Origin of the sequence: Sphingomonas glacialis (genome assembly GCF_006439055.1) — a bacterium.
Classification (GTDB): Bacteria; Pseudomonadota; Alphaproteobacteria; order Sphingomonadales; family Sphingomonadaceae; genus Sphingomonas; species Sphingomonas glacialis_A.
This window is the reverse complement of sequence record NZ_RCZC01000001.1, coordinates 392,907-413,568: the sequence shown is the minus strand read 5'-3', so window position 1 is coordinate 413,568 and position 20,662 is coordinate 392,907. Positions and strand designations below refer to the sequence as shown.

Here is a 20,662-nt window from a genome sequence, read left to right as displayed (position 1 = left end):
TCGACTCCGATGTGGCGCCGACGCAGACTGTCAGCGCAACAGGGAGAGTCGAATGTCACTTGTCGAGGAGGATATGGCGAAGTTGGCCATGATTATAGCTAGCAATCAGGCAAACGGCGTCGCAACGTTTAATGCTTTTCGCAATCGTGTTCCGACGATGGTGCACCTCGATGCCGGCGACTTGGCGCCTTCAACGCCGCGAAATCCTGAGCCGATGTGGCATCAGATCTTCCGCAACATAAAATCGCATTCAACGACGCCCGGAAACGCGATCTATGATGGGCGGTTGGAACACATCCCCCGGGTCGGCTATCGGATTACAAACCATGGAAGAGGGTGGCTCGCCGCCAACCCTTAGCTATATTGGGCTTTGTAGCCCGGCTTGAACCACTTCATTTCTGTTGAGCCGGGCGCTTCCTTGTCCCAAACGAACCACGCGTACGCTGTCGTGCCCGTTCCCTTCTGAATAGCACCCGCAGGGTAGAACGTGATCCGTTCGCTGAACACCCACACGCGCGATGGTGCGTGCGTGGTGAAGATGGTCCGTTGGCGGTTTGCACCTTCGAGAAAAGCTAGGCGTAGTAGCAGGGCGAACTTCCGATCCGCCTTGTGAAGTCCGGCCTGAACAAAGCCCTCGGCGGAGTTGTAGGGAGGATTGGTCACGATGTTGGCTGAACGCCGGTTGCTCAACAGAAAGTCTACGCCTGCTTCGCCATAACCACGATCATGCAAATCGGTGCTGATTACCCGCTGGCCAGTCTCCTTTAGAACATCCGACATAGCGCCATTTCCACAGGCACTTTCCCAGATGTCTCCATCAAATCGTTCATTGTCGATCAGGGCATGTGTAGCCCACGCTGGCGTCGGAAAAAAATCGGGGCCGTCCAGATCGGCGAAGCGCTTCAGGGCGGGTTTGAAACCGCCGTTGAGATTATATGACGTGTCCATCAGAAAAGTATCGCAGAATCAGCAGCTTAGTCAATCCGAGCTAAGTGACTCTATCGACTCGATTTCCGAAAAAAACTTCTTTGCAAGAGAAGTGGTGGCTTTGATTCATCTACGCTTCGGCGTGTGAAACGCGCTGCGGCAGGGGGCTAACCACAAGGTTGGCTCATGTAGGGCCCCGCGAGGCGATGTTCGTCAGAATAGGGCGCAGTCGAACGTTACGCCTTGGACCCAGCCTCCGGCATCCCAACCGCCCTACGTAGCGCGGACAGCGCAACGGCACGCTCATCAATTGCGTACGAAACGGACTGACCAAACGCCCGGGTGGACACAATGTCTTCGCTCTTGCGGAGCGCGCTCGATACCTCGATCAGCCGATTGCGATACGCCTCGACGCCCTTGCGTGCGTCAGGGTCCAGCAGGGGGGTGAGGGTGCCTAAGAAATCGTACTGCGACTGAGCGTTCGCAAGGATGGCCTCTCGTTGGGCTTCCGACGCCTCGCCTTTGTTCAGCCCCATCATATACACTCGAACTAGCTGATCGAACGCAGAGACTTGGTCTTCTAACTTGCGAACATCAGCCTTCTTCGAAGCATCATCCGCCTGCACGACGACAAAATGATGGTTGATCCCCGCGCCAACTAATGCAGTCGATACGGTGCTGGCTAGAAACGCCAAGGCAAGCCACACCTTCGCCTTATGGCTGAGGTCTGCAATGCTGTCGGCCGGCGCGGCGCTCATTGGCTCTTTCGCTTGTGATGCACTTTCATCGACGTTTTCAGATGCACATTCTTTGCGGCATCAGTGAGGCGGTGGCAGTGCTCTTGCCAATCGTCAAAGGCCATGATGCTCATCGCCCCCTTCGCCTGCTGTGAGACCTTCAACGCACAAGCGTCGTGGTTGGCGCCGGCAGAATTTATAACCTCAATCGTTTGCGCCGTCGAGGGAGTAATCCCACTCGTTGCCAAGGCCATGAACAGCGCGATCGTGACTGGATCGATGCGTTCGCTCAGCAGGCGCAGGAACCCAGGCGAGCTTATGTTCGTGCTCAGATCGGGGATGCGATCCCGAAATTGCCTGAGAAGCGCTATCGCCTCGGCCTCGGTGACGGCCTGATCTGGTCCCTTCTCTTCGAGCTGCGCAATGATGCCCGCGATGTAGTTCACGAACGATGTAATGTCCTGATCGTCCAGTGAGCTGTAATCATCGGACTCAGTCCGGAAGCGGGCCGTGTAACGATCGCCAATCACATACTGATCGTACGCGCTGCGAAGGAATTCATCGCGGAGCCCGCGCTCTAACTGCATCAACGGATGAGGGTTCTTGAGGCGATCACGTGCCGCCTCACTGAATGAAGCTTTTTGCCGGCGACCTAGCCATCGCACCCTTCGGCCGGGCAGGTTCTCCTCAGGGTAGAGTGTGAAATCCCGGAAATCCAATGCCGGACCGTCAAGGACGCCGATCAGGACATCGGACCAGTAGCCTGGGCCTGGAACGATGACGACGGTCTGGTCTGGTAGTTGGAAGTACAGTTTGTCGATCGCGGACACGTAGTGACCCAAGCGGGCCCGGAACGATTTGCCAGCGTAGGCTGCGATGTCACGTGAGGGTGGCAGACCGCGCCGGCCGCCCAAATGCCAATCCCGAATCGCCATGGATCGAACGGCCATTTCTCGACGGAGGGTGGTATCGCCGGCGGCTTGAAACGCCGCCAAGTCGAGGTCGGGGAAGTCGAGGAACACAGCAGATCGAGCGCTAAAGTCGGGGTACAGGGTGAAGCCCTTACCAGGCCGAACAATGTAAAAGTCTTCGTCCGACGCTACGATCCGGGTTGCGATGTCGATCCGAATCGCATCCGCCATGTCACTCATAGTCCGCTTCCCCCGCGCTTTTATTGGCCCGTCAGGGGCTTTAGGTATCGAAGCGTGGCTGCGCAAACAGGCACGTGCAAGCGTCCATCTTTGTACCGTTCGATCCGGCACCGTCCGGAGGCGTATATTCCCCATTCGTTACCCAAGTTTCCTAGGTAACGAGTCGCAGCGCCTATAAGTGCTTGAAAACGCTGGTGACCCCTACGAGAATCGAACTCGTGCTTACGCCGTGAGAGGGCGTCGTCCTAACCGCTAGACGAAGGGGCCGCTTGCGCGAAACGGCGCAATACGCACCGGGGCGCGCGGCGTCAAGGCAGTGCGGTCGAGGCGGTGCAATTCATCGATAAAGCGGAACTTGCCGCGCCGATCGGCGTTTTCGTTGCAGATACGGTTTGAATTTCCTGCCGCAAAATAAAGGGTTTCCCGATGCTTTGGACTATCGTTGTCGTCTTGCTCGTTCTCTGGGCACTCGGGTTTGCCGTTCATATCGGCGGTGGCTTGATCCACATCCTGCTCGTTATCGCGCTGATCGTCGTGGTCGTGCGCCTGCTGCAGGGCCGCAGCGCACTTTGACCCCGGGCGGCGCGGGGCGGCTCAGGCCGCCGCGCGCCGCCGTTCGGCCATTTCCGCGTTGAGCATTTCGGCCAACAGGAAAGCGAGCTCGAGCGACTGACCCGCATTCAACCGTGGGTCGCAATGCGTATGATAGCGGTCCGCCAAGGACTGCTCGGTCACATCGACCAGACCACCGGTGCACTCGGTCACATTCTGCCCGGTCATCTCGGCATGGATGCCGCCCGCGATCGAGCCTTCGGCGCGGTGGACCGCGAAGAAGCCGCGCACTTCGGCCAGGATCCTGTCGAACGGCCGCGTCTTGTAGCCGTTCGCCGCCTTGACGACGTTGCCGTGCATCGGATCGCAGCTCCACACCACCGGATGCCCCTCGCGCAGCACCGCGCGCACCAGCTTGGGCAGGCCCGCCTCGATCTTGTCATGACCGTAGCGCGTGATCAGCGTCATGCGACCGGGGACGCGGTTGGGGTTGAGCGTGTCGAGCAGCCGCAGCAGCGCGTCGGGCTCGAGGCTCGGGCCGCACTTCATCCCGATCGGATTGCCGATCCCGCGCAGATATTCGACATGCGCGCTGCCCTCGAAGCGCGTGCGGTCGCCGATCCACAGGAAGTGCGCCGATGTGTCGTACCAGTCGCCGGTCAGCGAATCCTGCCGCGTCAGCGCCTGTTCGTAGCGCAGCAGCAGCGCCTCGTGGCTCGTGTAGAATTGCGTCTGCGCGAGCTGCGGCACCGTCTCGGGGCTGATCCCGCACGCTTCCATGAAGTCGAGCGCCTCGCCGATCCGGTCGGCGACATGGCTGTATTTCTCGGCCCACGGGCTGCGGCCCATATAATCGTGCGTCCAGCGATGGACTTGGTGGAGGTTCGCATAGCCGCCGGTCGCGAACGCGCGCAGCAGGTTGAGCGTCGCCGCCGACTGCGAATAGGCGCGGATCATCCGCTGTGGGTCGGGTTGGCGGCCGGCATCGGTGAAGTCGATGTCGTTGACGATATCGCCGCGATAGGCGGGGAGCGTCACGTCGCCGATCGTCTCGGTATCGGCGGAGCGCGGCTTGGCGAACTGCCCGGCCATGCGGCCGAGCTTCACCGTCGGCAGCTTCGACGCGAAGGTGAGCACCACCGCCATCTGCAGAATGACGCGGAAGGTGTCGCGGATGTTGTTCGCGCTGTGCTCGGCGAACGATTCGGCGCAGTCGCCGCCCTGCAGCAGGAACGCTTTCCCTTCCGCGACGCGACCGAGATCAGCGGTCAAATTGCGGGCTTCGCCGGCGAAGACCAGCGGCGGGAAGGAGGCGAGCTGGTCGGTCGCGGCGTCGAGTGCGGCGGCGTCGGGATAGGTCGGCATCTGCCGACCGTCGGCGCGCGTCCAGCTATCGGGGGCCCAGCTGCTCATGTCATTCTCCGTGCGAATCTGTACATACCAATCGGCGTGCGTGGCGATGGCGTTGGCGGCGATCTGATTGACGACCGGGCCGCTCGCGCGCTTCCCGTCCTCTTCCCAGCCCTGGACGGTCGAGCCTGGCGCGCCGTACCACGCCCCGAACGCGGCGCGGGTGAGGGCGCGTTCTTCGCGGAAGCGTTTGATCTTGAGGCCGGCCATCGTCGTCATGCGTCGGGCATTACCCAGACGGGGTAATGGGCGCAAGGGGGTTTTTCCCTTCCGGGGTAAATCGCCCTCTCGCGAGTCGTGGACCTTCACGAGTCACGCTCGGCGCTCGGGGATGTCCGATTCTTGGCCGAGACCGGCATCTCGCTCTTTGCGCGGGGAAAACCTCCGCTGGTTATAGGGCCGTTTTGAGACTATTATTGCGACGCTGTTTCAAGAGGGGGGTCGTCCATGCGCCGTCTGATCGTGAACGCAACCGTCGCCGCAGCGTTGAGCGCAAGTGCCGTCGTCGCCCAGCGCAAACCCGTATCGAAAACGCTCCGGTCCGCGTCGAGCCAGACGATTACCGGACCCAAGGCGCGATATGCGATGGATGTCGGCACATCGACCGGTATCGGCGGGATGGGTGGCATGACCAGTGGCGGTGGCAGGCCGAACCTCGGTGAGATGATGGCGGGCATGGGCGGGCGCCGCGGCGGCGATCAGCATGAACTGCGTCTGCGCCTCGGTTCGACGCTCGACCCGACGGGCGTAGCGCAGGGCGACCACTATTTCCTTCCCCAAGCGGCGATGGGCGCCTCGGTCCCGCTGGCAGCGCCGCAGCGGACCGGCGGGCGTGAAGATGTGCCCGAACGGTTCGAACGCCCGAAGGGGCGGTTGCTCATCTTCTGGGGGTGTGGCGCGCATGCGCGGCCGGGCCAGCCGGTGGTGATCGATTTCTCCAAGGTCGCGGCTGGGCAGATGCCGCCCGACCTGTTCACCGCGCGCGTTCCGGTCGATCGCGGGCCGACGCTCGCCAACAGCCGCAGCTATGCCGAATGGCCCAACCCACGGTCGGGCCGCCAACCGCAGGGCGGGTCGCTGCTCGGCGACCACCGGATCCAATCGACCTTTGCGCCATCCATCACTTTCAACCTGCAGCAGGATTATCTGCAGGGGCTCCACGTGCGCACGGGTGGCGGACCCGATGGCGCGGTTCAGCTGTCGTGGAACGGCGTGCCGATGGCGACCGGCTATTATGCCTGGATGATGGGGGCGAAGGATGCCGGTCGGCGCGGTAACACCGATAGTGGCGACATCGTCTGGTGGTCGTCCTCGACCAGTCGCGAATTCGGCGGTGCGCTGTGGGACTGGATCAGCCCGGCGACCGCGCAGCGACTCGTGGCGGACGGGACGCTGCTCGCGCCGAGCCAGACCAATTGCGTGGTCCCGGCCGAGGTCAAGCAGGCGGCGGGCGAGATGATGTTCGGGACGCTGATCGGCTATGGGCCGGAATCGACTTTCGTCTATCCCGAGCGGCCCGCAACCGGACCGTGGAACCAGGAATGGAGCGCACGGGTGCGCTTCCGCACCTCGGCGACCTTCTTCCCCGGAATGCCCGAGATGGATGATGAATCGGCGGGCGATCGATCGGCCGGCGACCGCTCGGGCAGCGATCGCCCGAAAAAACGGTGTAGGCCAAGCCTGTTTGGCGCGGTCACCGGGCTTGGCGGGTGTTGAGGCGCGTCATCTGATATCCCGCGTCGAGTTCCTCGACGTGTTCACCGTTGGTGTCGAAGACGCTGGTGCCACGTCTTACGGTCGCTTGCTGTATTCGAACGCCCCGCCAGTATGGCGGGGCTTTCGTCGTTCTGGCGATCCGCGGGGTTAACCTTGGCTGCATCCTGCGTTCAGCGATGGCGCATCGGGGGGTTGCTAGACCATGGCGATCGGCCTCTTGCCGACGAGGAGTTCGCGTATGTTTCGTAAATTGATCCTTCCGGCGTCGCTCGGCCTGACGGCCTTGCTGGCGATCATCCCCGGCGCCGCCTCGGCGCAGCGCTATGGTGGCTGGAACAGCCCGGCCCAGTATCAGGACGGCTATGGCTATCACGACCGCGGGGTCCGCCGGTACGGCGACCGCGGCTACCATCGCGGTGGATATCAGGGCGGGGGCTATGCCCGCCAGCGCTGGATCCAGCAACGTCGCTGGCAGGAGCAGGCGCGTCGCCGCCACTGGCAGCGCGAGCGCTACGAGCATCATGGCTGGGGCCGCGGGCGCGATTGGCGCAACGACGGCTATTGATCGGCACGACGGCGCCCGAAAGGATCGGGCGCCGTCAGGGCCTCAATAGCCAGCGTCGAGATCGACCACGTTCTCCATCGCGCGTCCCGCCAGGAACGCGTCGAGGTTGCGCAGGAAGAGCGCGGCGGCGCGCTGGAACATCTTGGTCTGGCTGCGGCCCGACAGATGCATCGAATGGATCGTGTTGGGCGCCGACCATAAGGGATGATCGGCCGGCAGCGGCTCGGGCGTGACGGTGTCGAGATAGGCGCCGGCGATCGTCTTGGCGGTCAGCGCGGCGATCAGCGCGTCCTGATCGACCATCTCGCCGCGCGCGATGTTGAGCAGCCAGGCGCTGGGCTTCATCGCGGCGAGTTCGGCGGCGCCGATCATCGCCTTGGTCGTGTCGGTCGAGGGGGCGGCGAGGATCACCCAGTCGAAGTCGCCGAGCCGGGCTTTCCACGCATCGGGGGTGAGCGTGCCGTCGCGGCCCGAGCGGGTGACGCCGGTCACGTCCACGCCGAACGCCTTGAGCCGCTCCCCGACCAGCGTCCCGATCGCGCCGTACCCGACGATCAGCGCGCGGCTTTCGAACAGTTCGATCCGGCCCGGCGCCGCATCGGGCCATTCGTGGGCGTCGGCGATCCGCACGACCCGGTCGAAGCGCTTGGCCGCGGCGAGCATCCCGAGCACGGTATATTCGGCGACCGCGATCGCGTTGATCCCGGCACCGTTGGTGACGATCGTCCCGCGCCGTGCAAGTTCGGGCAGGTCGAGCGAATCGAGCCCGGCGATCGCGGTGAACAGCCATTTGAGCGATACGCCCGCAGCGACGGCTTCGGGCGTCAGGCCGTGCGGGAGGAGATCGACCCAGCCGATATCGGCGTCGGCGATCGCCGCGGTCGCTTCCTCGCGCGTCGTCACCCAGGCGATGTCGAGCCCGGCGGGCAGCTTGGGCTCGAGCAGCGCGCGGGCGAGGGCGGGGAGGACGACTTTCATGCGCTGGCTCCAGTAGCGTGGAGCTTACCCTAGCCCGTTCGCTCCGATCTTGTCGAAGGGGCTTACCCGCGTGCCCCCTGCCGCACCTTGTCGAGCAACGCCGTCGCCGCCGCCGTCTCGGCCTCCTGCTTCGAACTCCCCTCGGCCTCGGCTTCGGCGAAGGTTCCGATCACCGCCTTCACGCGAAAGCGCGGCGCATGGTGCGGGCCCGAGCGCTCGACCACTTCATACGCCGGCGCCTTGCGGTTGTTCGCCGCGGCCCATTCCTGCAGCGCCGATTTGGGGTGCTGCGGTACCGTCAGCTCGCGGCTGGCGCGGTCGGCCCAGGCGGTGCGGATCGCGCGGCGCGCGCCGTCGAGCCCGGCCTCGCGGTAGAGCGCGCCGATCAGCGCCTCCATCACGTCGCCGAGCACATTGTCGCTGTCCGACGCGCCATCGTCGCGCGCCTGCTTGCCGAGCTTGAGCTGCGCCGCGACGCCGAGGCCGCGGGCGACATCGGCGCACACCGCGCCCGTCACCAGCGCATTGAAGCGCTTTGACAGCGCGCCTTCGGGCTCGTTCGGGAACAGCTCGAACAGCCACTCCGCCATCACCAGCCCGAGGACGCGGTCGCCGAGGAATTCGAGCCGCTCGTAATTCGCCTTGGCCTGGCTGCCATGCGTCAGCGCGCGCTCGAACGGTGCGATGTCGCGCGGGGTGTGGCCGAGGCTCGCGGCGATCCAGGTGCTGAGGTCAGCGCTCAAAAGCCTTCCCCGATCCGGCTCCAGCGTGCCGCCGAGAACCACGTCCAGGGCAGGACCCAATTGGCCGAGCCGTCGGTCGAGAAGAAGGAGAACACCGCCTTGCCCTCGATCCGCTCCATCGGGACCATGCCCATGCCCTCGGGCGGATCGAACCGGCTGTCGCCGCTGTCGTCGCGATTGTCGCCCATCACGAAGACGTGGCCGGCGGGGACGTTGTAGACGCCGGTCTCGTCGGCGTTGATCTGTTCGCCGCGGTCGAGCACGGCGTAGCTCTTGCCGTTGGGCAAGGTCTCGCGGAACTGCTGGTAGCGGCAGATCGGCTTGCCGGCGGCCATATCCTCGAATTCGGCGGGGCATTCGCTGCCGCCGGGATAATTGGGCGAGAGCGGGATCGTGAAGTCGGCGATCTTGACCTTGGGCACGGCCCTCCCGTTGAGGATCACCTGGCCGTGGCGCATCTGCACGCTGTCGCCGGGCAGGCCGATCACGCGCTTGATCACGTCATGGTCGTCGCCCGGAGGCCCGCGGAACACGACGACGTCGCCGCGCGCCGGATCGCGCCCGAGGATCCGCCCCGGGATCAGCGGCACGCCCCACGGCAGCGACCAGCGCGAATAGCCGTAATTCCATTTCGAGACGAACAGATAGTCGCCGATATAGAGCCGCGGCAGCATCGACTGCGACGGGATGCTGAACGGCGCGAAGACGAAGCTGCGGAACACGAACACGACGATCGCAAGCTTGAGGAAGAAGACGAGCGTCTCGCGCGTTTCGGATTTGCGCGGCGGAAGGTCGCGGAGCGGTGTGGGATCGGCCATAGCGCGCGGTTTGGTGCTGCGGGCCCACATCGTCAAGCTGGTGGTTGTAATGCCGCCCCGCTAGGGCGATTTAGCGCGGGAATCGTTTCCCTCCCCACGACCGATGAGGTGCCTGAATGTCTGCCGACTGGACCGCGATCGAGGCTCTGCCCTCGCCTAAGCTCGAGACGCTGTTTGCGGAGGACGCCAACCGGCTCGAGACCTTCAGCGCCGACGTCGCCGGGATCCACTTCGACTGGTCGAAGACGCATCTGACGACCGAGGCGGTCACCGCGTTCGAGGCACTCGCCAAGGCGCAGGATCTGCACGGCAAGCGCGAGGCGCTGTTCTCGGGCAAGGTCATCAACGTCACCGAGAACCGCTCGGTCACCCACGTCGCCGAGCGCGGTGAGGGGAGCGAGGAGGACAATGCCAAGGCCGCCGCGCTCCACGCGCGGATGCGCGCGCTGATTGACGCGATCGCGGCGGGCGCGCTCGGCGATATCCGGCACGTGCTGCACGTCGGCATCGGCGGCTCGGCGCTCGGGCCCGATCTGCTGGTCGATGCGCTAGGGCGGGAGGATACCGCGTACGACGTCGCGATCGTCTCGAACATAGACGGCGCCGCGCTCGAGGAAGTGTTCAAGAAGTTCGATCCGACCGCCACGCTGCTGGTGATCGCGTCGAAGACCTTCACCACCAAGGAAACGCTGACCAACGCCGATTCGGTGCTGCAGTGGATGGGCGAAGCGGGTGTCGAGGACGCCTATGGCCGGGTCATCGCGCTGACGGCGGACCCCGACAAGGCGGTCGAATGGGGCGTCGACGAGACGCGCGTGCTGCCCTTCGCCGATTCGGTCGGCGGGCGCTATTCGCTGTGGTCGTCGATCGGCTTCCCGGCTGCGATTGCGCTCGGTTGGGACAATTTCGCGGAACTGCTCGAGGGCGCGGCCGAGATGGACCGGCATTTCCAGCATACCACGCTCAGCCAGAACGCGCCCGCGCTCGCGGCCTTCGCCGATCTCTATTACACGCAGGTCCGTCACGCCGAGACGCGCGCGACCTTCGCCTATGACGAGCGGCTGCGGCTGCTGCCGTCCTATCTCCAGCAGCTCGAGATGGAATCGAACGGCAAGGGCACGACGATCGACGGGCAAAAGCTCGATCGGCCGAGCGCTGCGATCACCTGGGGCGGGGTCGGCACCGATGCGCAGCATGCGGTGTTCCAGCTGCTCCATCAGGGCACGCACCTCGTGCCGGTCGAATTCGTCGCGGTGATCGAGGCCGGTGATACGCTGTCGGAGGATCATCACCGCCAGTTGCTGCTCAACGCGTTCGCGCAAGGGGCCGCGCTGATGAAGGGCCGCGCGAACGACGATCACGCGCGCAGCTATTCGGGCGACCGGCCGAGCACGACGATCCTGCTCGACGATCTGGATGCGCGTACGCTCGGTGCGCTGATCGCCTTCTACGAACAGCGCGTGTTCGTGAGCGGCGTGCTGCTCGGGATCAATTCGTTCGACCAGTTCGGCGTCGAACTCGGTAAGGAAATGGCCAAGGCCGCCGATGCGGGCGACCAGGAGTTCGACGTGTCGACCACCGACCTGATCAAGCGCGCGTTCGGGTGATCATGCTCGCGGCGGCGATTGCGGCGGCAAGCGTTGCCGAGATGCGGCATCAGCGTCGCGTGCTGATCGTCGCCGCGCCGAGCGAAACCGATGCGCGGCGGATCGCGCAGCGGGCCGCGCTCGACGCAATGCCGAAGGAGCTCGGCGATCGTGATGTCACGGTCGTCGAGCTTACCGGTGACACCGTGCGCGGTGCGGCAGACAGCGCGGCGGCGCTCAGGACGCGCTGGCGGTTGCCCAAGGCGGCGTTCGGCGTGGTCCTGGTCGGCAAGGACGGCCATGCCGCGCTGCGCCGTGCCGAGCCGATCGATCGCACGACCTTGGTCGCGACGATCGACGCGATGCCGATGCGCCGCGCGGGACAACGCTAGATTTCAAGCAGCGGGCGCCTATCTGCGGCCGCAAGAGGACATGACATGGCTGAGTATGACTACGACCTTTTCGTCATCGGTGCGGGCTCGGGCGGCACGCGCGCGTCGCGCGTCGCGGCGGCACACGGCGCAAAGGTCGCGGTGGCCGAGGAATATCGCGTCGGCGGCACCTGCGTCATCCGCGGCTGCGTGCCCAAGAAGCTGCTCGTCTATGGCGCGCATTTCGCCGAGGATCTGAAGGACGCCAAGCGCTTCGGCTGGGACGTGCCGGAGAATCTCGGGTTCGACTGGGCCCGGCTGCGCGACAATGTGATGGAGGAGGTCGACCGGATCAACGGCGCCTATACCGACACGCTGACCAATAACGGCGTCGATATCATCCTCGACCGCGCGACGGTGACGGGGCCGCATTCGGTCAAGCTCGGCGACGGTCGCGACGTCACCGCGGGCAAGATCCTGATCGCGGTCGGCGCGACGCCGATCGTGCCCGAATGTCCGGGGCACGAGCTCGGCATCACCTCGAACGAGGTGTTCCATCTCGACGCGCTGCCCAAGCGCGTGCTGATTGCGGGCGCGGGCTATATCGCCAATGAATTCGCCGGGATCTTCAACGAATTCGGCTCGAAGGTTACGCTGATCAACCGCACCGACGTGATCCTGCGCGGCTATGACGAATCGATCCGCGATCGCTTGCTCCAGATCTCGATGATGAAGGGGCTCGATTTCCGCTTCAACGCCGCGTTCCGCGGGATCGAGAAACAGCCCGACGGCTGCCTGCGCGTATCGATGACCGGGCACGAGCCGATCGACGTCGATTGCGTGCTGTTCGCGACAGGGCGTTCGCCCAACACCGAAGGGCTCGGGCTGGAGAGCGCTGGCGTCGAGCTCGACGACAAGGGCGCGATCGTGGTGGACGAAGACAACAAGTCGACCTGCGACAGCATCTATGCGGTCGGCGACGTCACCAACCGCGTCCAGCTGACCCCGGTCGCGATCCGCGAGGGGCAGGCCTTCGCCGACACGATGTACGGAAACAAGCCGCACCGGGTCGATTACGAGAACATCCCGTCCGCCGTCTTCAGCCATCCGCCGATGGCGGGGGTCGGTCTCACCGAGGCGCAGGCCAAGAACAAGTTCGGATCGGTGAAGGTCTATATGTCCGACTTCCGCCCGATGAAGAACGTGCTGGCGGGCCGCAACGAGCGCGCGCTGTACAAGATGGTGTGCAATGCCGAGACCGGGCAAGTGCTCGGGCTCCACATGATCGGGCCCGATTCGCCCGAGATCCTGCAGGCGGCAGCGGTCGCGGTGAAGGCCGGGCTGACGAAGGACGATTTCGACCAGACCGTCGCGCTGCATCCGTCGATGGCGGAGGAACTGGTGCTCCTGCGCTAGGGTTTGTCCCTACGGCCACCCCATCTCCGTCACCCCGGGCTCGTCCCGGGGGCCACTGGGATGCATGCACCGACGGCTCAGCCCGCGCGGCAAGGTGGGCCCCGGCACAAGGCCGGGGTGACGGGTTAGGCGGCGCGTGCGAACGCCGCCGGTCTCTCGTCGTCATTGGAGGGCGGAGCGGCCTTGCGTGCGCTGCGCTGCCGCCGCGCGCGCGGGGCGCGACGCGGGGCCGAGCGCGTGACCAAGGCGCGCCAGCCGAGGCTACCGCGCGTCGCCGTCGCGACCACGGCCGTCGTCACGACGATGTCGATATAGGTCGAAATATCCCACATCACGACGATCGTCGCGAGATCGAGCGGCCCCATCACCGCGAGCGCTTCGACCCCGATCGTCAGGAGCAGCGTCATGATTACGAGGAAGATAAGATGCCGTCGCTCGACTTGGCGCACCGCATCGACCGTCGCATGGACCATACGGTCGAGCCAACGCGCCGATGCCGTCTCGGAAAAACCCCTGAGCACGACCATCGCGAACACCAGCAGCCCCGTAAACATCCCCATTCCCCCTCAGCCCGTTACGGAGATAAGGCGCCGTTTGTTGCCATACCAGTCCCGGGGATGACGGAGCGCTTGCGCATGGCTATATCGGCGCTCCCGGCCTAGCCGCCGGTTCCTATTGTCCCACGAAAGACCGCGATAATGTCCGCCATGTTCCGCATCACGCTGCCCGACGGTTCCGTCCGCGAGGTAGCCCCGGGGACTACCCCGGCCGATGTGGCCGCCGCGATCGGGCCCGGCCTCGCCAAGGCCGCCATCGCCGCGCGGATCGACGGCGAGCTGCGCGATATCATGCGCCCGTTCGAGGGCGATACCCAGCTGGCGCTGGTGACGTCGAAGGACGAGGCCGATGCGCTCGAACTCGCGCGCCACGATTTTGCGCACGTGCTCGCCGAAGCGGTGCAGCACCTGTTCCCGGGCACGCAGATCACCTTCGGTCCCTCGACCGACGACGGCTTCTATTACGACTTCGCGCCGAAGGATCGCCCGTTCACCGACGAGGATCTGCCCGCGATCGAGGCCGAGATGCGCCGCATCATCGCCAAGAACGAGCCGCTGATCCGCGAAGTGTGGAGCCGCGCCGATCTGATCGCGCGCTGGCAGGCCGAGGGCGAGACCTTCAAGGCCGAATGGGCCGCCGAACTCCCCGAGGGCGAGGAACTGACGGTCTACAAGGCGGGCAATGGTCCCGGTGCCTGGCTCGACATGTGCCGCGGGCCGCATCTCGCCTCGACCGGCAAGCTCGATCCGAACGCGTTCAAGCTGACGCGCGTGTCGGGCGCCTATTGGCGCGGCGACCAGAAGAACGCGATGCTCAGCCGCGTCTATGGCACCGGCTGGCTCAACAAGAAGCAGCTCGATGCGCATCTCACGATGCTCGAGGAAGCCGGCAAGCGCGACCACCGCAAGATCGGGCAGGAGATGGACCTGTTCCACCTCCAGTCCGAGGCGCAGGGCTCGGTGTTCTGGCACCCCAAGGGCTTCATCCTGTGGCGGCAGTTGGAGGCGTATATGCGCCGCCGGCTCGATGGCGCGGGCTATGCCGAGGTCAAGACGCCGCAGCTGATGGACGCGCGCCAGTGGGAGCAGTCGGGGCATTGGGGCAAGTATCGCGAGAACATGTTCGTCGTTCCCGACGAGATTCCCAATACCGAGGATGACGCCGCGATCTTCAGCGGCACCGCCGACCTGATGGCGTTGAAGCCGATGAACTGCCCGGCGCACGTGCTAATCTTCCGCCAGGGGATCAAATCGTATCGCGACCTGCCGATCCGCATGGCCGAGTTCGGCTGCTGCCACCGCAACGAGCCGCACGGCGCGCTGCACGGCATCATGCGCGTGCGCCAGTTCACGCAGGATGACGCGCATATCTTCGTGCGCGAGGACCAGCTTGTCGAAGAGGTCCAGCAATTCTGCGAGCTGCTCGACAGCGTGTACCGTGACCTCGGGTTCGAGGATTATGCGGTCAAGCTCGCGCTGCGTCCCGACAAGCGCTTCGGCAGCGAAGAGATGTGGGACACGGCCGAGGACGAACTGCGCAAGGCGGTGCTCGGATCGAAGCTTAGCGATTCGATCAAGGCCAAGTTCGAGGAACTGCCGGGCGAGGGGGCCTTCTATGCGCCCAAGCTCGAATTCCATCTGACCGATGCGATCGGGCGGACGTGGCAGGTCGGCACGATCCAGTCCGACCGCGTGCTGCCCGAGCGACTCGACGCGTCGTACGTCGGCGCCGATGGCGAGCGGCATCGCCCGATCATGCTCCACCGCGCGATCCTCGGCACGTTCGAGCGCTTCATCGGTATCCTGATCGAGCATCATGCCGGGCGTTTCCCGTTATGGCTGTCGCCGGTGCAGGCGGTGGTCGCGACGATCGTCTCCGACGCCGATGATTACGCGCGTGAGGTCGCCGAGAAGCTCAAGGCCGCGGGGATCCGCGTCGAGACCGATCTGCGCAACGAGAAGATCAACTACAAGGTGCGCGAGCATTCGCTGGCGAAGGTTCCCAATTTGCTCGTCGTCGGCAAGCGCGAGGCCGAGGAAGGCAAGGTCGCGCTGCGCCAGCTCGGGAGCGATCGCCAGCAATTCCTGACGCTCGACGACGCGATCGCGATGCTGACCGAGGCCGCCAAGGCCCCGGATCTGTAACGCTGCTGATCCCGCGCCACCGTCACCCCGGCCTTGTGCCGGGGGGCACCTCTCCCTTCGGAAGCGGGTCGTGTTGCGCGGTGGACCCCGGCACAAGGCCGGGGTGACGAAGAAGCGCGAGGCCACCTTTCGTTTTGCCCGAAAAACCCCTATATCGTCTCTGAAACAACCACAGGAGCTACACCTATCCGACCCCCGATGACCCGCCAGGCGCCGCCAATGAATGGCCCTCGCTTCAACGAATTCATTGTATCGCCCAAGGTTCGCGTGATCGACCAGGACGGCGAGAACCTCGGTGTCATGTACACGCGCGAGGCGATGGAGCAGGCGCGCGAGGTCGGTCTCGACCTGGTCGAAGTGTCGCCCAACGCCGATCCGCCCGTCGCAAAGTTCCTCGACGTCGGCAAGTTCAAGTACGAGGCGCAGAAGAAGGCCAACCTCGCGCGGAAATCGCAGAAGACGCAGGAGATCAAGGAGATCAAGATGCGTCCGAACATCGATGACCACGACTATGACACCAAGATGAAGAAGGTGCTCGAGTTCATCGACGAGGGCGACAAGGTCAAGATCACGCTGCGCTTCCGCGGCCGTGAATTGAGCCACGGTCAGCTCGGCATGGTCCTCCTCCAGCGCGTCCAGGCCGATGTCGCCGAAACCGCTAAGGTCGAGGCCTATCCGCGCATGGAAGGCCGTCAGATGCTGATGGTGCTCGCGCCCAAATAAGTCCTTAAATACAACCTTTACCGGGCTGGCCGACGCCTCTGCGCGCCGGCCCGGTGGCTTTCCTAGCTTTACGTAGCGTCATCCGCGTTCTTGTTGCACTGCGGCGAACGGTCCGGTGTGGCCATACTACATCACCTATCTTCGAAATCGTGTTTCTCGCGGGCTTTTTGCTTTACGCTCAGCCCTGCGCAGTTATTCAAAAGGACAATACCCAAAAAACGAAAAAACGTTGGAGAGTTCTGAAATGCGCAAAACCGCGTACTTGTTGTCGGTCGCTGCCGTCGCGATCTCGGCCCCTGCCTTCGCCCAGACCGCCCCCGCCACCACCCAGCAAGACGCGCAGGCCGGAACGCCCGCGACCGCGCCCGCCGCCGCCACGCAGGACATGAATGCCGGCGACATCATCGTCACCGCGACGCGCCGCTCCGAGCGTCTGTCGAACGTGCCGATCGCGGTGTCCGCCGTCGGCCAGGAATCGCTGCAGAATTCGGGCGGCTCCGACATCCGCGCGCTCAACCAGCTCGCGCCGTCGCTGCTGATCTCCTCGACCGGCAGCGAATCGAACGCCTCGGCCCGCATCCGCGGCGTCGGCACCGTGGGCGACAATCCCGGCCTCGAAAGCTCGGTCGCGGTGTTCATCGACGGTGTCTATCGCAGCCGCACCGGCGTCGGCCTCAATGAGCTCGGCGAGATCGACCGCGTCGAAGTGCTGCGCGGGCCGCAGGGCACGCTGTTCGGGCGCAATGCCTCGGCGGGCCTTATCAACATCATCACCGCGTCGCCGAAATTCACCTTCGGCGGCTATGGCGAGGGCACTTACGGCAATTACGACCAGAAGCGCCTCGCCGGTGGTGTCACCGGGCCGATCACCGACACGCTCGCCTTCCGGCTCGACGGCGTCTACGTCAATCGCGACGGCTTCTACCGCACGGTCAACCCGGCGAACGGCACCGAATCGCGCGTCAACGATCGCGACCGCTATTTCGTCCGCGGGCAATTGCTGTTCAAGCCGACCGCCGACCTCAGCTTCCGCCTGATCGGCGATTATTCGCACCGCACCGAAAGCTGCTGCGGCGCGACCTATTACGGCCAGAAGCAGACCACTGATCCGACGCCGGACGCAGCGGCGGCCAACGGCGCCGGCGTCAATGCCGATCATGCCGTGTCGGTCACGGCAGCCAACCCAATCGTCGACATCCTGCGGCGCCAGGGCGCCTATTATCCGCTCGCCGGCAACAACCCCGGCACCTTCAATCGCGAAGTCGCGATCACGCCGGGCCAGACCTATCGCAACACGACGGTCGATTATGGCGGCTCGCTCCAAGCCGACTGGAATCTGGGCGGCGCGACGCTGACCTCGATCACGGCATACCGCGAATACAAAGCGGGCAATGCCGGCGACGTCGATTACACCAATGTCGACCTGACGCACCGCGCGGCCGACGGCAATGCGTACCGCCAGTTCCACACCTTCACGCAGGAAGCGCGCCTGCAGGGCTCGGCCTTCGCGGGCAAGCTCGACTGGCTGGTCGGCGGCTTCTATTCGAAGGAGGATCTGCGCGTCGTCGACAACGTCGTGTTCGGTTCGCAATACGGCCAGTTCGCCGCGTGCCGCCTCGTCGCCAATATCAGCCAGAATGCAGCTCTGCAGAACAACACCGCGCCGGGCTGCTTGTCGGCAGCCGGTCGCGCGACGATCACGGGCGCGTTCGGCGCGCTCGCACCGGCGGTGCTCGGCGGGCTCGATCGCCTGACCGGCGGTCCGGGCGTCGGCGGTGGCGTCAACAATGTCGGTGATCAGGGTTCCGTCTATCGCCAGAAGAGCGAGAATTACGCCTTCTTCACGCACAACATCTTCCACATCACCGACACCGTCTCGCTGACGCTCGGCGCGCGCTACACGCACGAGCAGAAGGATTTCAGCGCGAACTTCAACAACACCAACACCGTCTGCCCGGTGCAGCAGGCGAACCTGTCGCCGCTGCTCGCTAGCGCTGCAGTCCCCGCCGCGGCCAAGGCCTATATCGGCGGCATCCTGACGCTGAGCTGCACCGGCAACTCGTCGTCGCAGCTCAACGCGCTCAACCTGCAGAACAATTTCGGCGAGGGTAAGGTGACCGGCACCGCAGTGCTGTCCTGGAAGCCGATCCCCAGCCTGCTGACCTATGCGTCGTACGCAAAGGGCTACAAGTCGGGCGGCTACAACCTCGATCGCTCGCCCTTGGGCGGCGCGTCGGGCGTGTTCAGCGCGCGCAGCAATGCCGATGCGGCGGGGCTGCGGTTCGCCGCCGAAACCGTAAATAGCTACGAGCTTGGCGCCAAGTTCAAGACGCGCGGCTTCAGCCTCAACGTCGCGGCGTTCCGGTCTGAGTTCAAGAACTTCCAGCTCAACACCTTCAACGGCTCGGTGTTCGTCGTGCAGAACCTCGTGGGCTGCTCGACCAGCCTCAACGGCGGCGACACCGACAATCTCGCGGCGACCGGCCAGTGCACCGGCAAGGCCGACAAGCCCGGCGTGATCTCGCAGGGCGTCGAGCTCGAGGCGACGATGACGCCGATCCGCCAGTTCCAGGTATCGGCCGGCTATACCTTCGCCGACACCCGGATCGCGCGCAATCTGGTCGGCAATTCGGCCGGCGCGCCGCTCGATCCGGCGCTGTTCCTGCTGCCGGGCAGCGTCCTGTCGAACGCACCGCGCCATGTCGTGACGACCTCAGCGGCGTGGACACCCGATCTCGGGTCGAACGGCCTGTCGGGGCTGGTCTATGTCGATAGCCGCCTGACCTCGGACTATAACACCGGGTCGGATCTGGCGCCCGAGAAGAAGCAGGACGGCTTCGCGCTGGTCAACGCCCGCATCGGCATCCGCGGCAAGGATCAGCTCTGGGCGATCGAGCTCTGGTCGCAGAACGTGTTCAACAAGCAGTATATCCAGGTCGCGTTCAACACGCCGTTCCAGGGCGCTGGCTCGTCGGCCAACGTCGCCAATTTCGGCGGGACCGGCAATGCGCTTTACTCGGCCTATCTCGCCGAGCCGCGCACGTACGGTGTGACGCTGCGCTCGCGCTTCTGAGCTCTAGGATGCTCGTATAAACGCGGCCCGCTCCTCGTTCGCGAGGGGCGGGCCGGTGCTTTTCGGAAGCGGAAAGCACCGGGTCCACACCGCCGGTTGATCGTGGCCCCACCGCCGTCACCCCCGCGTAAGCGGGGGGGGGGGGGGCTTCTTCTCCGAAACGCACTGACCGGAAGAAGAAGCGGGATTCCCGCTTGCGTGGGCATGACGGGTGGGGCTCAGAGCGGCGTCGGCTCCCACAGCTCGATCGGATTGCCTTCCGGATCATGGATCCGCGCGAAACGGCCGATTGCCGGGTCGTTCCACTCTTCGTTGGTGACCACCTCGATTCCCGCGTCGCCGAGCGCGATCGTCAGCCCGTCCAGATCACGGACGCGCAGATTGAGCATGTAGGGCTTGTCCTGCGGGAAATAGTCGGTGTCGGCGGCGAAGGGCGCGAACACGACTGGACCGCCTTGCGCCTGCCACGCCCATTCGTCGGGGGTCGCGCCCTCGACCGAAACACACCCAGCGCCGATTCCGAGGTGGCGGCGATACCATTCGGACAGTGCGTCCGGATTCTTGCTGCGGAAAAACAGGCCGCCAATTCCGAGTACCGGCATCGATCGTTCCTTTCATGCAGTCGCGTGCGGGAATCGATTATCCCACAGGGATTTACGGCATGTCGGGACCATCACCAAGGATCGACCGTGCGCTCAGCGCGCGCGCAGCAAGCTCGTCAGGGCAAGGTCGAGCGCCGACAGAAAGCGCGAGCGATCTTCCTTGCGGAACGGCGCGGGGCCGCCGGTCTGCTCGCCGCCGGCGCGCAGATCGGCCATGATCGCGCGCACCGCGATCGCGCTGCCGATCGAGCTGCTGGTAAACGCCTTGCCGGTCGGGCCGATCACCACCGCGCCCGCTTTCAGGCAGCGGTCGGCGAGCAGGATGTCGGCGGTCACCACCACCGTCTTGGGGTGGGCGTGTTCCGCGATCCAGTCGTCGGCGGCGTCGAACCCTGAATCGACCACGACACGCGAGATCAGCGGATGGATTGGGATGCGCAAATGCATGTTGCTCACCACGATTACGGGGACGTTGACGCGGTAGGCGACGCGGTAGATTTCGTCCTTCACCGGGCAGGCATCGGCGTCGATCAGGATTTGCGGTTCGGTGGTCACCGGGCGCTCATGCCATGCCGCCGTGTACAGCGGCAAG

General features: G+C 64.8%; 21 protein-coding genes and 1 tRNA gene. 10 read left to right on the top strand and 12 right to left on the bottom strand.

What is annotated here, in order from left to right:
• The first annotated feature begins 52 nt into the window (after positions 1-52).
• A complete protein-coding gene (locus tag EAH76_RS01930; protein ID WP_140847287.1) occupies positions 53-358 on the top strand; it encodes a hypothetical protein in 306 nt (101 codons plus the stop codon).
• Here the strand turns inward: EAH76_RS01930 and EAH76_RS01925 are convergent.
• From EAH76_RS01925 to EAH76_RS24380, 5 genes are all read right to left on the bottom strand, one after another.
• Positions 355-948 (bottom strand): hypothetical protein, encoded by a 594-nt coding sequence (locus EAH76_RS01925; protein ID WP_206667827.1) that lies wholly within the window; start codon positions 946-948, stop codon positions 355-357. The two genes, EAH76_RS01930 and EAH76_RS01925, sit on opposite strands and share 4 nt — an antisense overlap.
• A 215-nt stretch (positions 949-1,163) precedes the next feature.
• Positions 1,164-1,685 carry a hypothetical protein gene (locus EAH76_RS01920; RefSeq protein WP_140847281.1) on the bottom strand — a complete coding sequence of 174 codons (522 nt, stop codon included), beginning with the start codon at positions 1,683-1,685 and terminating at the stop codon, positions 1,164-1,166.
• Positions 1,682-2,815: a hypothetical protein gene (locus EAH76_RS01915; RefSeq protein WP_140847278.1), complete on the bottom strand. Its 1,134-nt coding sequence runs from the start codon at positions 2,813-2,815 to the stop codon at positions 1,682-1,684. Before EAH76_RS01915 ends, EAH76_RS01920 begins: the two co-directional genes overlap by 4 nt.
• Before the next feature lie 192 nt (positions 2,816-3,007).
• Positions 3,008-3,082: transfer RNA gene (locus tag EAH76_RS01910), tRNA-Glu, on the bottom strand.
• Positions 3,068-3,322 (bottom strand): hypothetical protein, encoded by a 255-nt coding sequence (locus tag EAH76_RS24380; RefSeq protein ID WP_241659550.1) that lies wholly within the window; start codon positions 3,320-3,322, stop codon positions 3,068-3,070. Before EAH76_RS24380 ends, EAH76_RS01910 begins: the two co-directional genes overlap by 15 nt.
• On the opposite strand from EAH76_RS24380, the gene EAH76_RS01905 reads away from it, so the two are divergent.
• Positions 3,266-3,388 carry a lmo0937 family membrane protein gene (locus EAH76_RS01905; protein ID WP_241659497.1) on the top strand — a complete coding sequence of 41 codons (123 nt, stop codon included), beginning with the start codon at positions 3,266-3,268 and terminating at the stop codon, positions 3,386-3,388. The two genes, EAH76_RS24380 and EAH76_RS01905, sit on opposite strands and share 57 nt — an antisense overlap.
• Before the next feature lie 21 nt (positions 3,389-3,409).
• Here EAH76_RS01905 and EAH76_RS01900 read toward each other — a convergent pair whose 3' ends face one another.
• Complete coding sequence (locus tag EAH76_RS01900; RefSeq protein WP_140847272.1) at positions 3,410-4,996, bottom strand: class II 3-deoxy-7-phosphoheptulonate synthase; 1,587 nt, start codon at positions 4,994-4,996, stop codon at positions 3,410-3,412.
• Positions 4,997-5,224: 228 nt separating this feature from the next.
• Here EAH76_RS01900 and EAH76_RS01895 point away from each other — a divergent pair, with 228 nt between their 5' ends.
• Together EAH76_RS01895 and EAH76_RS01890 are read left to right on the top strand one after the other, a co-directional pair.
• Positions 5,225-6,493: a hypothetical protein gene (locus EAH76_RS01895; RefSeq protein ID WP_140847269.1), complete on the top strand. Its 1,269-nt coding sequence runs from the start codon at positions 5,225-5,227 to the stop codon at positions 6,491-6,493.
• 238 nt (positions 6,494-6,731) lie between these two features.
• The gene (locus EAH76_RS01890; RefSeq protein WP_140847265.1) at positions 6,732-7,058 is read left to right on the top strand and encodes a hypothetical protein; all 327 of its coding nucleotides are present in this window, start codon (positions 6,732-6,734) and stop codon (positions 7,056-7,058) included.
• Between the two features lie 42 nt (positions 7,059-7,100).
• Here the strand turns inward: EAH76_RS01890 and EAH76_RS01885 are convergent, their stop codons facing one another.
• The 3 genes from EAH76_RS01885 to lepB all read right to left on the bottom strand — a co-directional run bounded on the left by EAH76_RS01885 (position 7,101) and on the right by lepB (position 9,597).
• Positions 7,101-8,036, bottom strand: a complete 936-nt coding sequence (locus tag EAH76_RS01885; protein ID WP_140847262.1) for a D-2-hydroxyacid dehydrogenase — start codon at positions 8,034-8,036, stop codon at positions 7,101-7,103.
• A gap of 62 nt (positions 8,037-8,098) precedes the next feature.
• Positions 8,099-8,779 (bottom strand): ribonuclease III, encoded by a 681-nt coding sequence (gene rnc / locus EAH76_RS01880; RefSeq protein WP_140847259.1) that lies wholly within the window; start codon positions 8,777-8,779, stop codon positions 8,099-8,101.
• Complete coding sequence (gene lepB, locus EAH76_RS01875; protein WP_140847256.1) at positions 8,776-9,597, bottom strand: signal peptidase I; 822 nt, start codon at positions 9,595-9,597, stop codon at positions 8,776-8,778. Before lepB ends, rnc begins: the two co-directional genes overlap by 4 nt.
• Positions 9,598-9,713: 116 nt before the next feature.
• Between lepB and pgi the strand changes: the two genes are divergently transcribed.
• From pgi to gor, 3 genes are read left to right on the top strand one after another with little or no spacing between them, the layout of a single operon-like run.
• Positions 9,714-11,204 carry a glucose-6-phosphate isomerase gene (pgi, locus tag EAH76_RS01870; protein ID WP_140847253.1) on the top strand — a complete coding sequence of 497 codons (1,491 nt, stop codon included), beginning with the start codon at positions 9,714-9,716 and terminating at the stop codon, positions 11,202-11,204.
• A gap of 2 nt (positions 11,205-11,206) precedes the next feature.
• Positions 11,207-11,575 carry a DUF4174 domain-containing protein gene (locus EAH76_RS01865; protein ID WP_241659544.1) on the top strand — a complete coding sequence of 123 codons (369 nt, stop codon included), beginning with the start codon at positions 11,207-11,209 and terminating at the stop codon, positions 11,573-11,575.
• 45 nt (positions 11,576-11,620) lie between these two features.
• Positions 11,621-12,970: a glutathione-disulfide reductase gene (gor, locus tag EAH76_RS01860; protein WP_140847246.1), complete on the top strand. Its 1,350-nt coding sequence runs from the start codon at positions 11,621-11,623 to the stop codon at positions 12,968-12,970.
• A gap of 125 nt (positions 12,971-13,095) precedes the next feature.
• Here gor and EAH76_RS01855 read toward each other — a convergent pair whose 3' ends face one another.
• Positions 13,096-13,530 (bottom strand): hypothetical protein, encoded by a 435-nt coding sequence (locus EAH76_RS01855; protein WP_241659496.1) that lies wholly within the window; start codon positions 13,528-13,530, stop codon positions 13,096-13,098.
• A gap of 138 nt (positions 13,531-13,668) precedes the next feature.
• Here EAH76_RS01855 and thrS point away from each other — a divergent pair, with 138 nt between their 5' ends.
• From thrS to EAH76_RS01840, 3 genes are all read left to right on the top strand, one after another.
• A complete protein-coding gene (gene thrS, locus EAH76_RS01850; RefSeq protein ID WP_140847243.1) occupies positions 13,669-15,672 on the top strand; it encodes a threonine--tRNA ligase in 2,004 nt (667 codons plus the stop codon).
• 198 nt (positions 15,673-15,870) lie between these two features.
• Positions 15,871-16,395, top strand: coding sequence for a translation initiation factor IF-3 (infC, locus tag EAH76_RS01845; protein ID WP_037492586.1), 525 nt, complete (start codon positions 15,871-15,873; stop codon positions 16,393-16,395).
• Between the two features lie 244 nt (positions 16,396-16,639).
• Entirely contained in the window at positions 16,640-19,468 is a 2,829-nt protein-coding gene (locus tag EAH76_RS01840) for a TonB-dependent receptor (RefSeq protein ID WP_140847240.1), read from the top strand.
• Positions 19,469-19,686: 218 nt separating this feature from the next.
• Here EAH76_RS01840 and EAH76_RS01835 read toward each other — a convergent pair whose 3' ends face one another.
• Positions 19,687-20,070 carry a VOC family protein gene (locus EAH76_RS01835; protein WP_140847237.1) on the bottom strand — a complete coding sequence of 128 codons (384 nt, stop codon included), beginning with the start codon at positions 20,068-20,070 and terminating at the stop codon, positions 19,687-19,689.
• Between the two features lie 93 nt (positions 20,071-20,163).
• Complete coding sequence (locus tag EAH76_RS01830; protein ID WP_140847233.1) at positions 20,164-20,625, bottom strand: YaiI/YqxD family protein; 462 nt, start codon at positions 20,623-20,625, stop codon at positions 20,164-20,166.
• Between the last annotated feature and the right edge of the window lie 37 nt (positions 20,626-20,662).

Coding starts and splice junctions, on each gene's coding strand:
- lepB (WP_140847256.1), bottom strand. CDS start 9,597: ATGGCCGATCCCACACCGCTCCGCGACCTTCCGCCGCGCAAATCCGAA.
- EAH76_RS01895 (WP_140847269.1), top strand. CDS start 5,225: ATGCGCCGTCTGATCGTGAACGCAACCGTCGCCGCAGCGTTGAGCGCA.
- EAH76_RS01865 (WP_241659544.1), top strand. CDS start 11,207: ATGCTCGCGGCGGCGATTGCGGCGGCAAGCGTTGCCGAGATGCGGCAT.
- EAH76_RS01885 (WP_140847262.1), bottom strand. CDS start 8,036: ATGAAAGTCGTCCTCCCCGCCCTCGCCCGCGCGCTGCTCGAGCCCAAG.
- EAH76_RS01855 (WP_241659496.1), bottom strand. CDS start 13,530: ATGGGGATGTTTACGGGGCTGCTGGTGTTCGCGATGGTCGTGCTCAGG.
- infC (WP_037492586.1), top strand. CDS start 15,871: ATGACCCGCCAGGCGCCGCCAATGAATGGCCCTCGCTTCAACGAATTC.
- EAH76_RS01835 (WP_140847237.1), bottom strand. CDS start 20,070: ATGCCGGTACTCGGAATTGGCGGCCTGTTTTTCCGCAGCAAGAATCCG.
- EAH76_RS01925 (WP_206667827.1), bottom strand. CDS start 948: ATGGACACGTCATATAATCTCAACGGCGGTTTCAAACCCGCCCTGAAG.
- EAH76_RS01915 (WP_140847278.1), bottom strand. CDS start 2,815: ATGAGTGACATGGCGGATGCGATTCGGATCGACATCGCAACCCGGATC.
- gor (WP_140847246.1), top strand. CDS start 11,621: ATGGCTGAGTATGACTACGACCTTTTCGTCATCGGTGCGGGCTCGGGC.
- EAH76_RS01930 (WP_140847287.1), top strand. CDS start 53: ATGTCACTTGTCGAGGAGGATATGGCGAAGTTGGCCATGATTATAGCT.
- EAH76_RS01840 (WP_140847240.1), top strand. CDS start 16,640: ATGCGCAAAACCGCGTACTTGTTGTCGGTCGCTGCCGTCGCGATCTCG.
- EAH76_RS01920 (WP_140847281.1), bottom strand. CDS start 1,685: ATGAGCGCCGCGCCGGCCGACAGCATTGCAGACCTCAGCCATAAGGCG.
- EAH76_RS01900 (WP_140847272.1), bottom strand. CDS start 4,996: ATGACGACGATGGCCGGCCTCAAGATCAAACGCTTCCGCGAAGAACGC.
- EAH76_RS01890 (WP_140847265.1), top strand. CDS start 6,732: ATGTTTCGTAAATTGATCCTTCCGGCGTCGCTCGGCCTGACGGCCTTG.
- pgi (WP_140847253.1), top strand. CDS start 9,714: ATGTCTGCCGACTGGACCGCGATCGAGGCTCTGCCCTCGCCTAAGCTC.
- thrS (WP_140847243.1), top strand. CDS start 13,669: ATGTCCGCCATGTTCCGCATCACGCTGCCCGACGGTTCCGTCCGCGAG.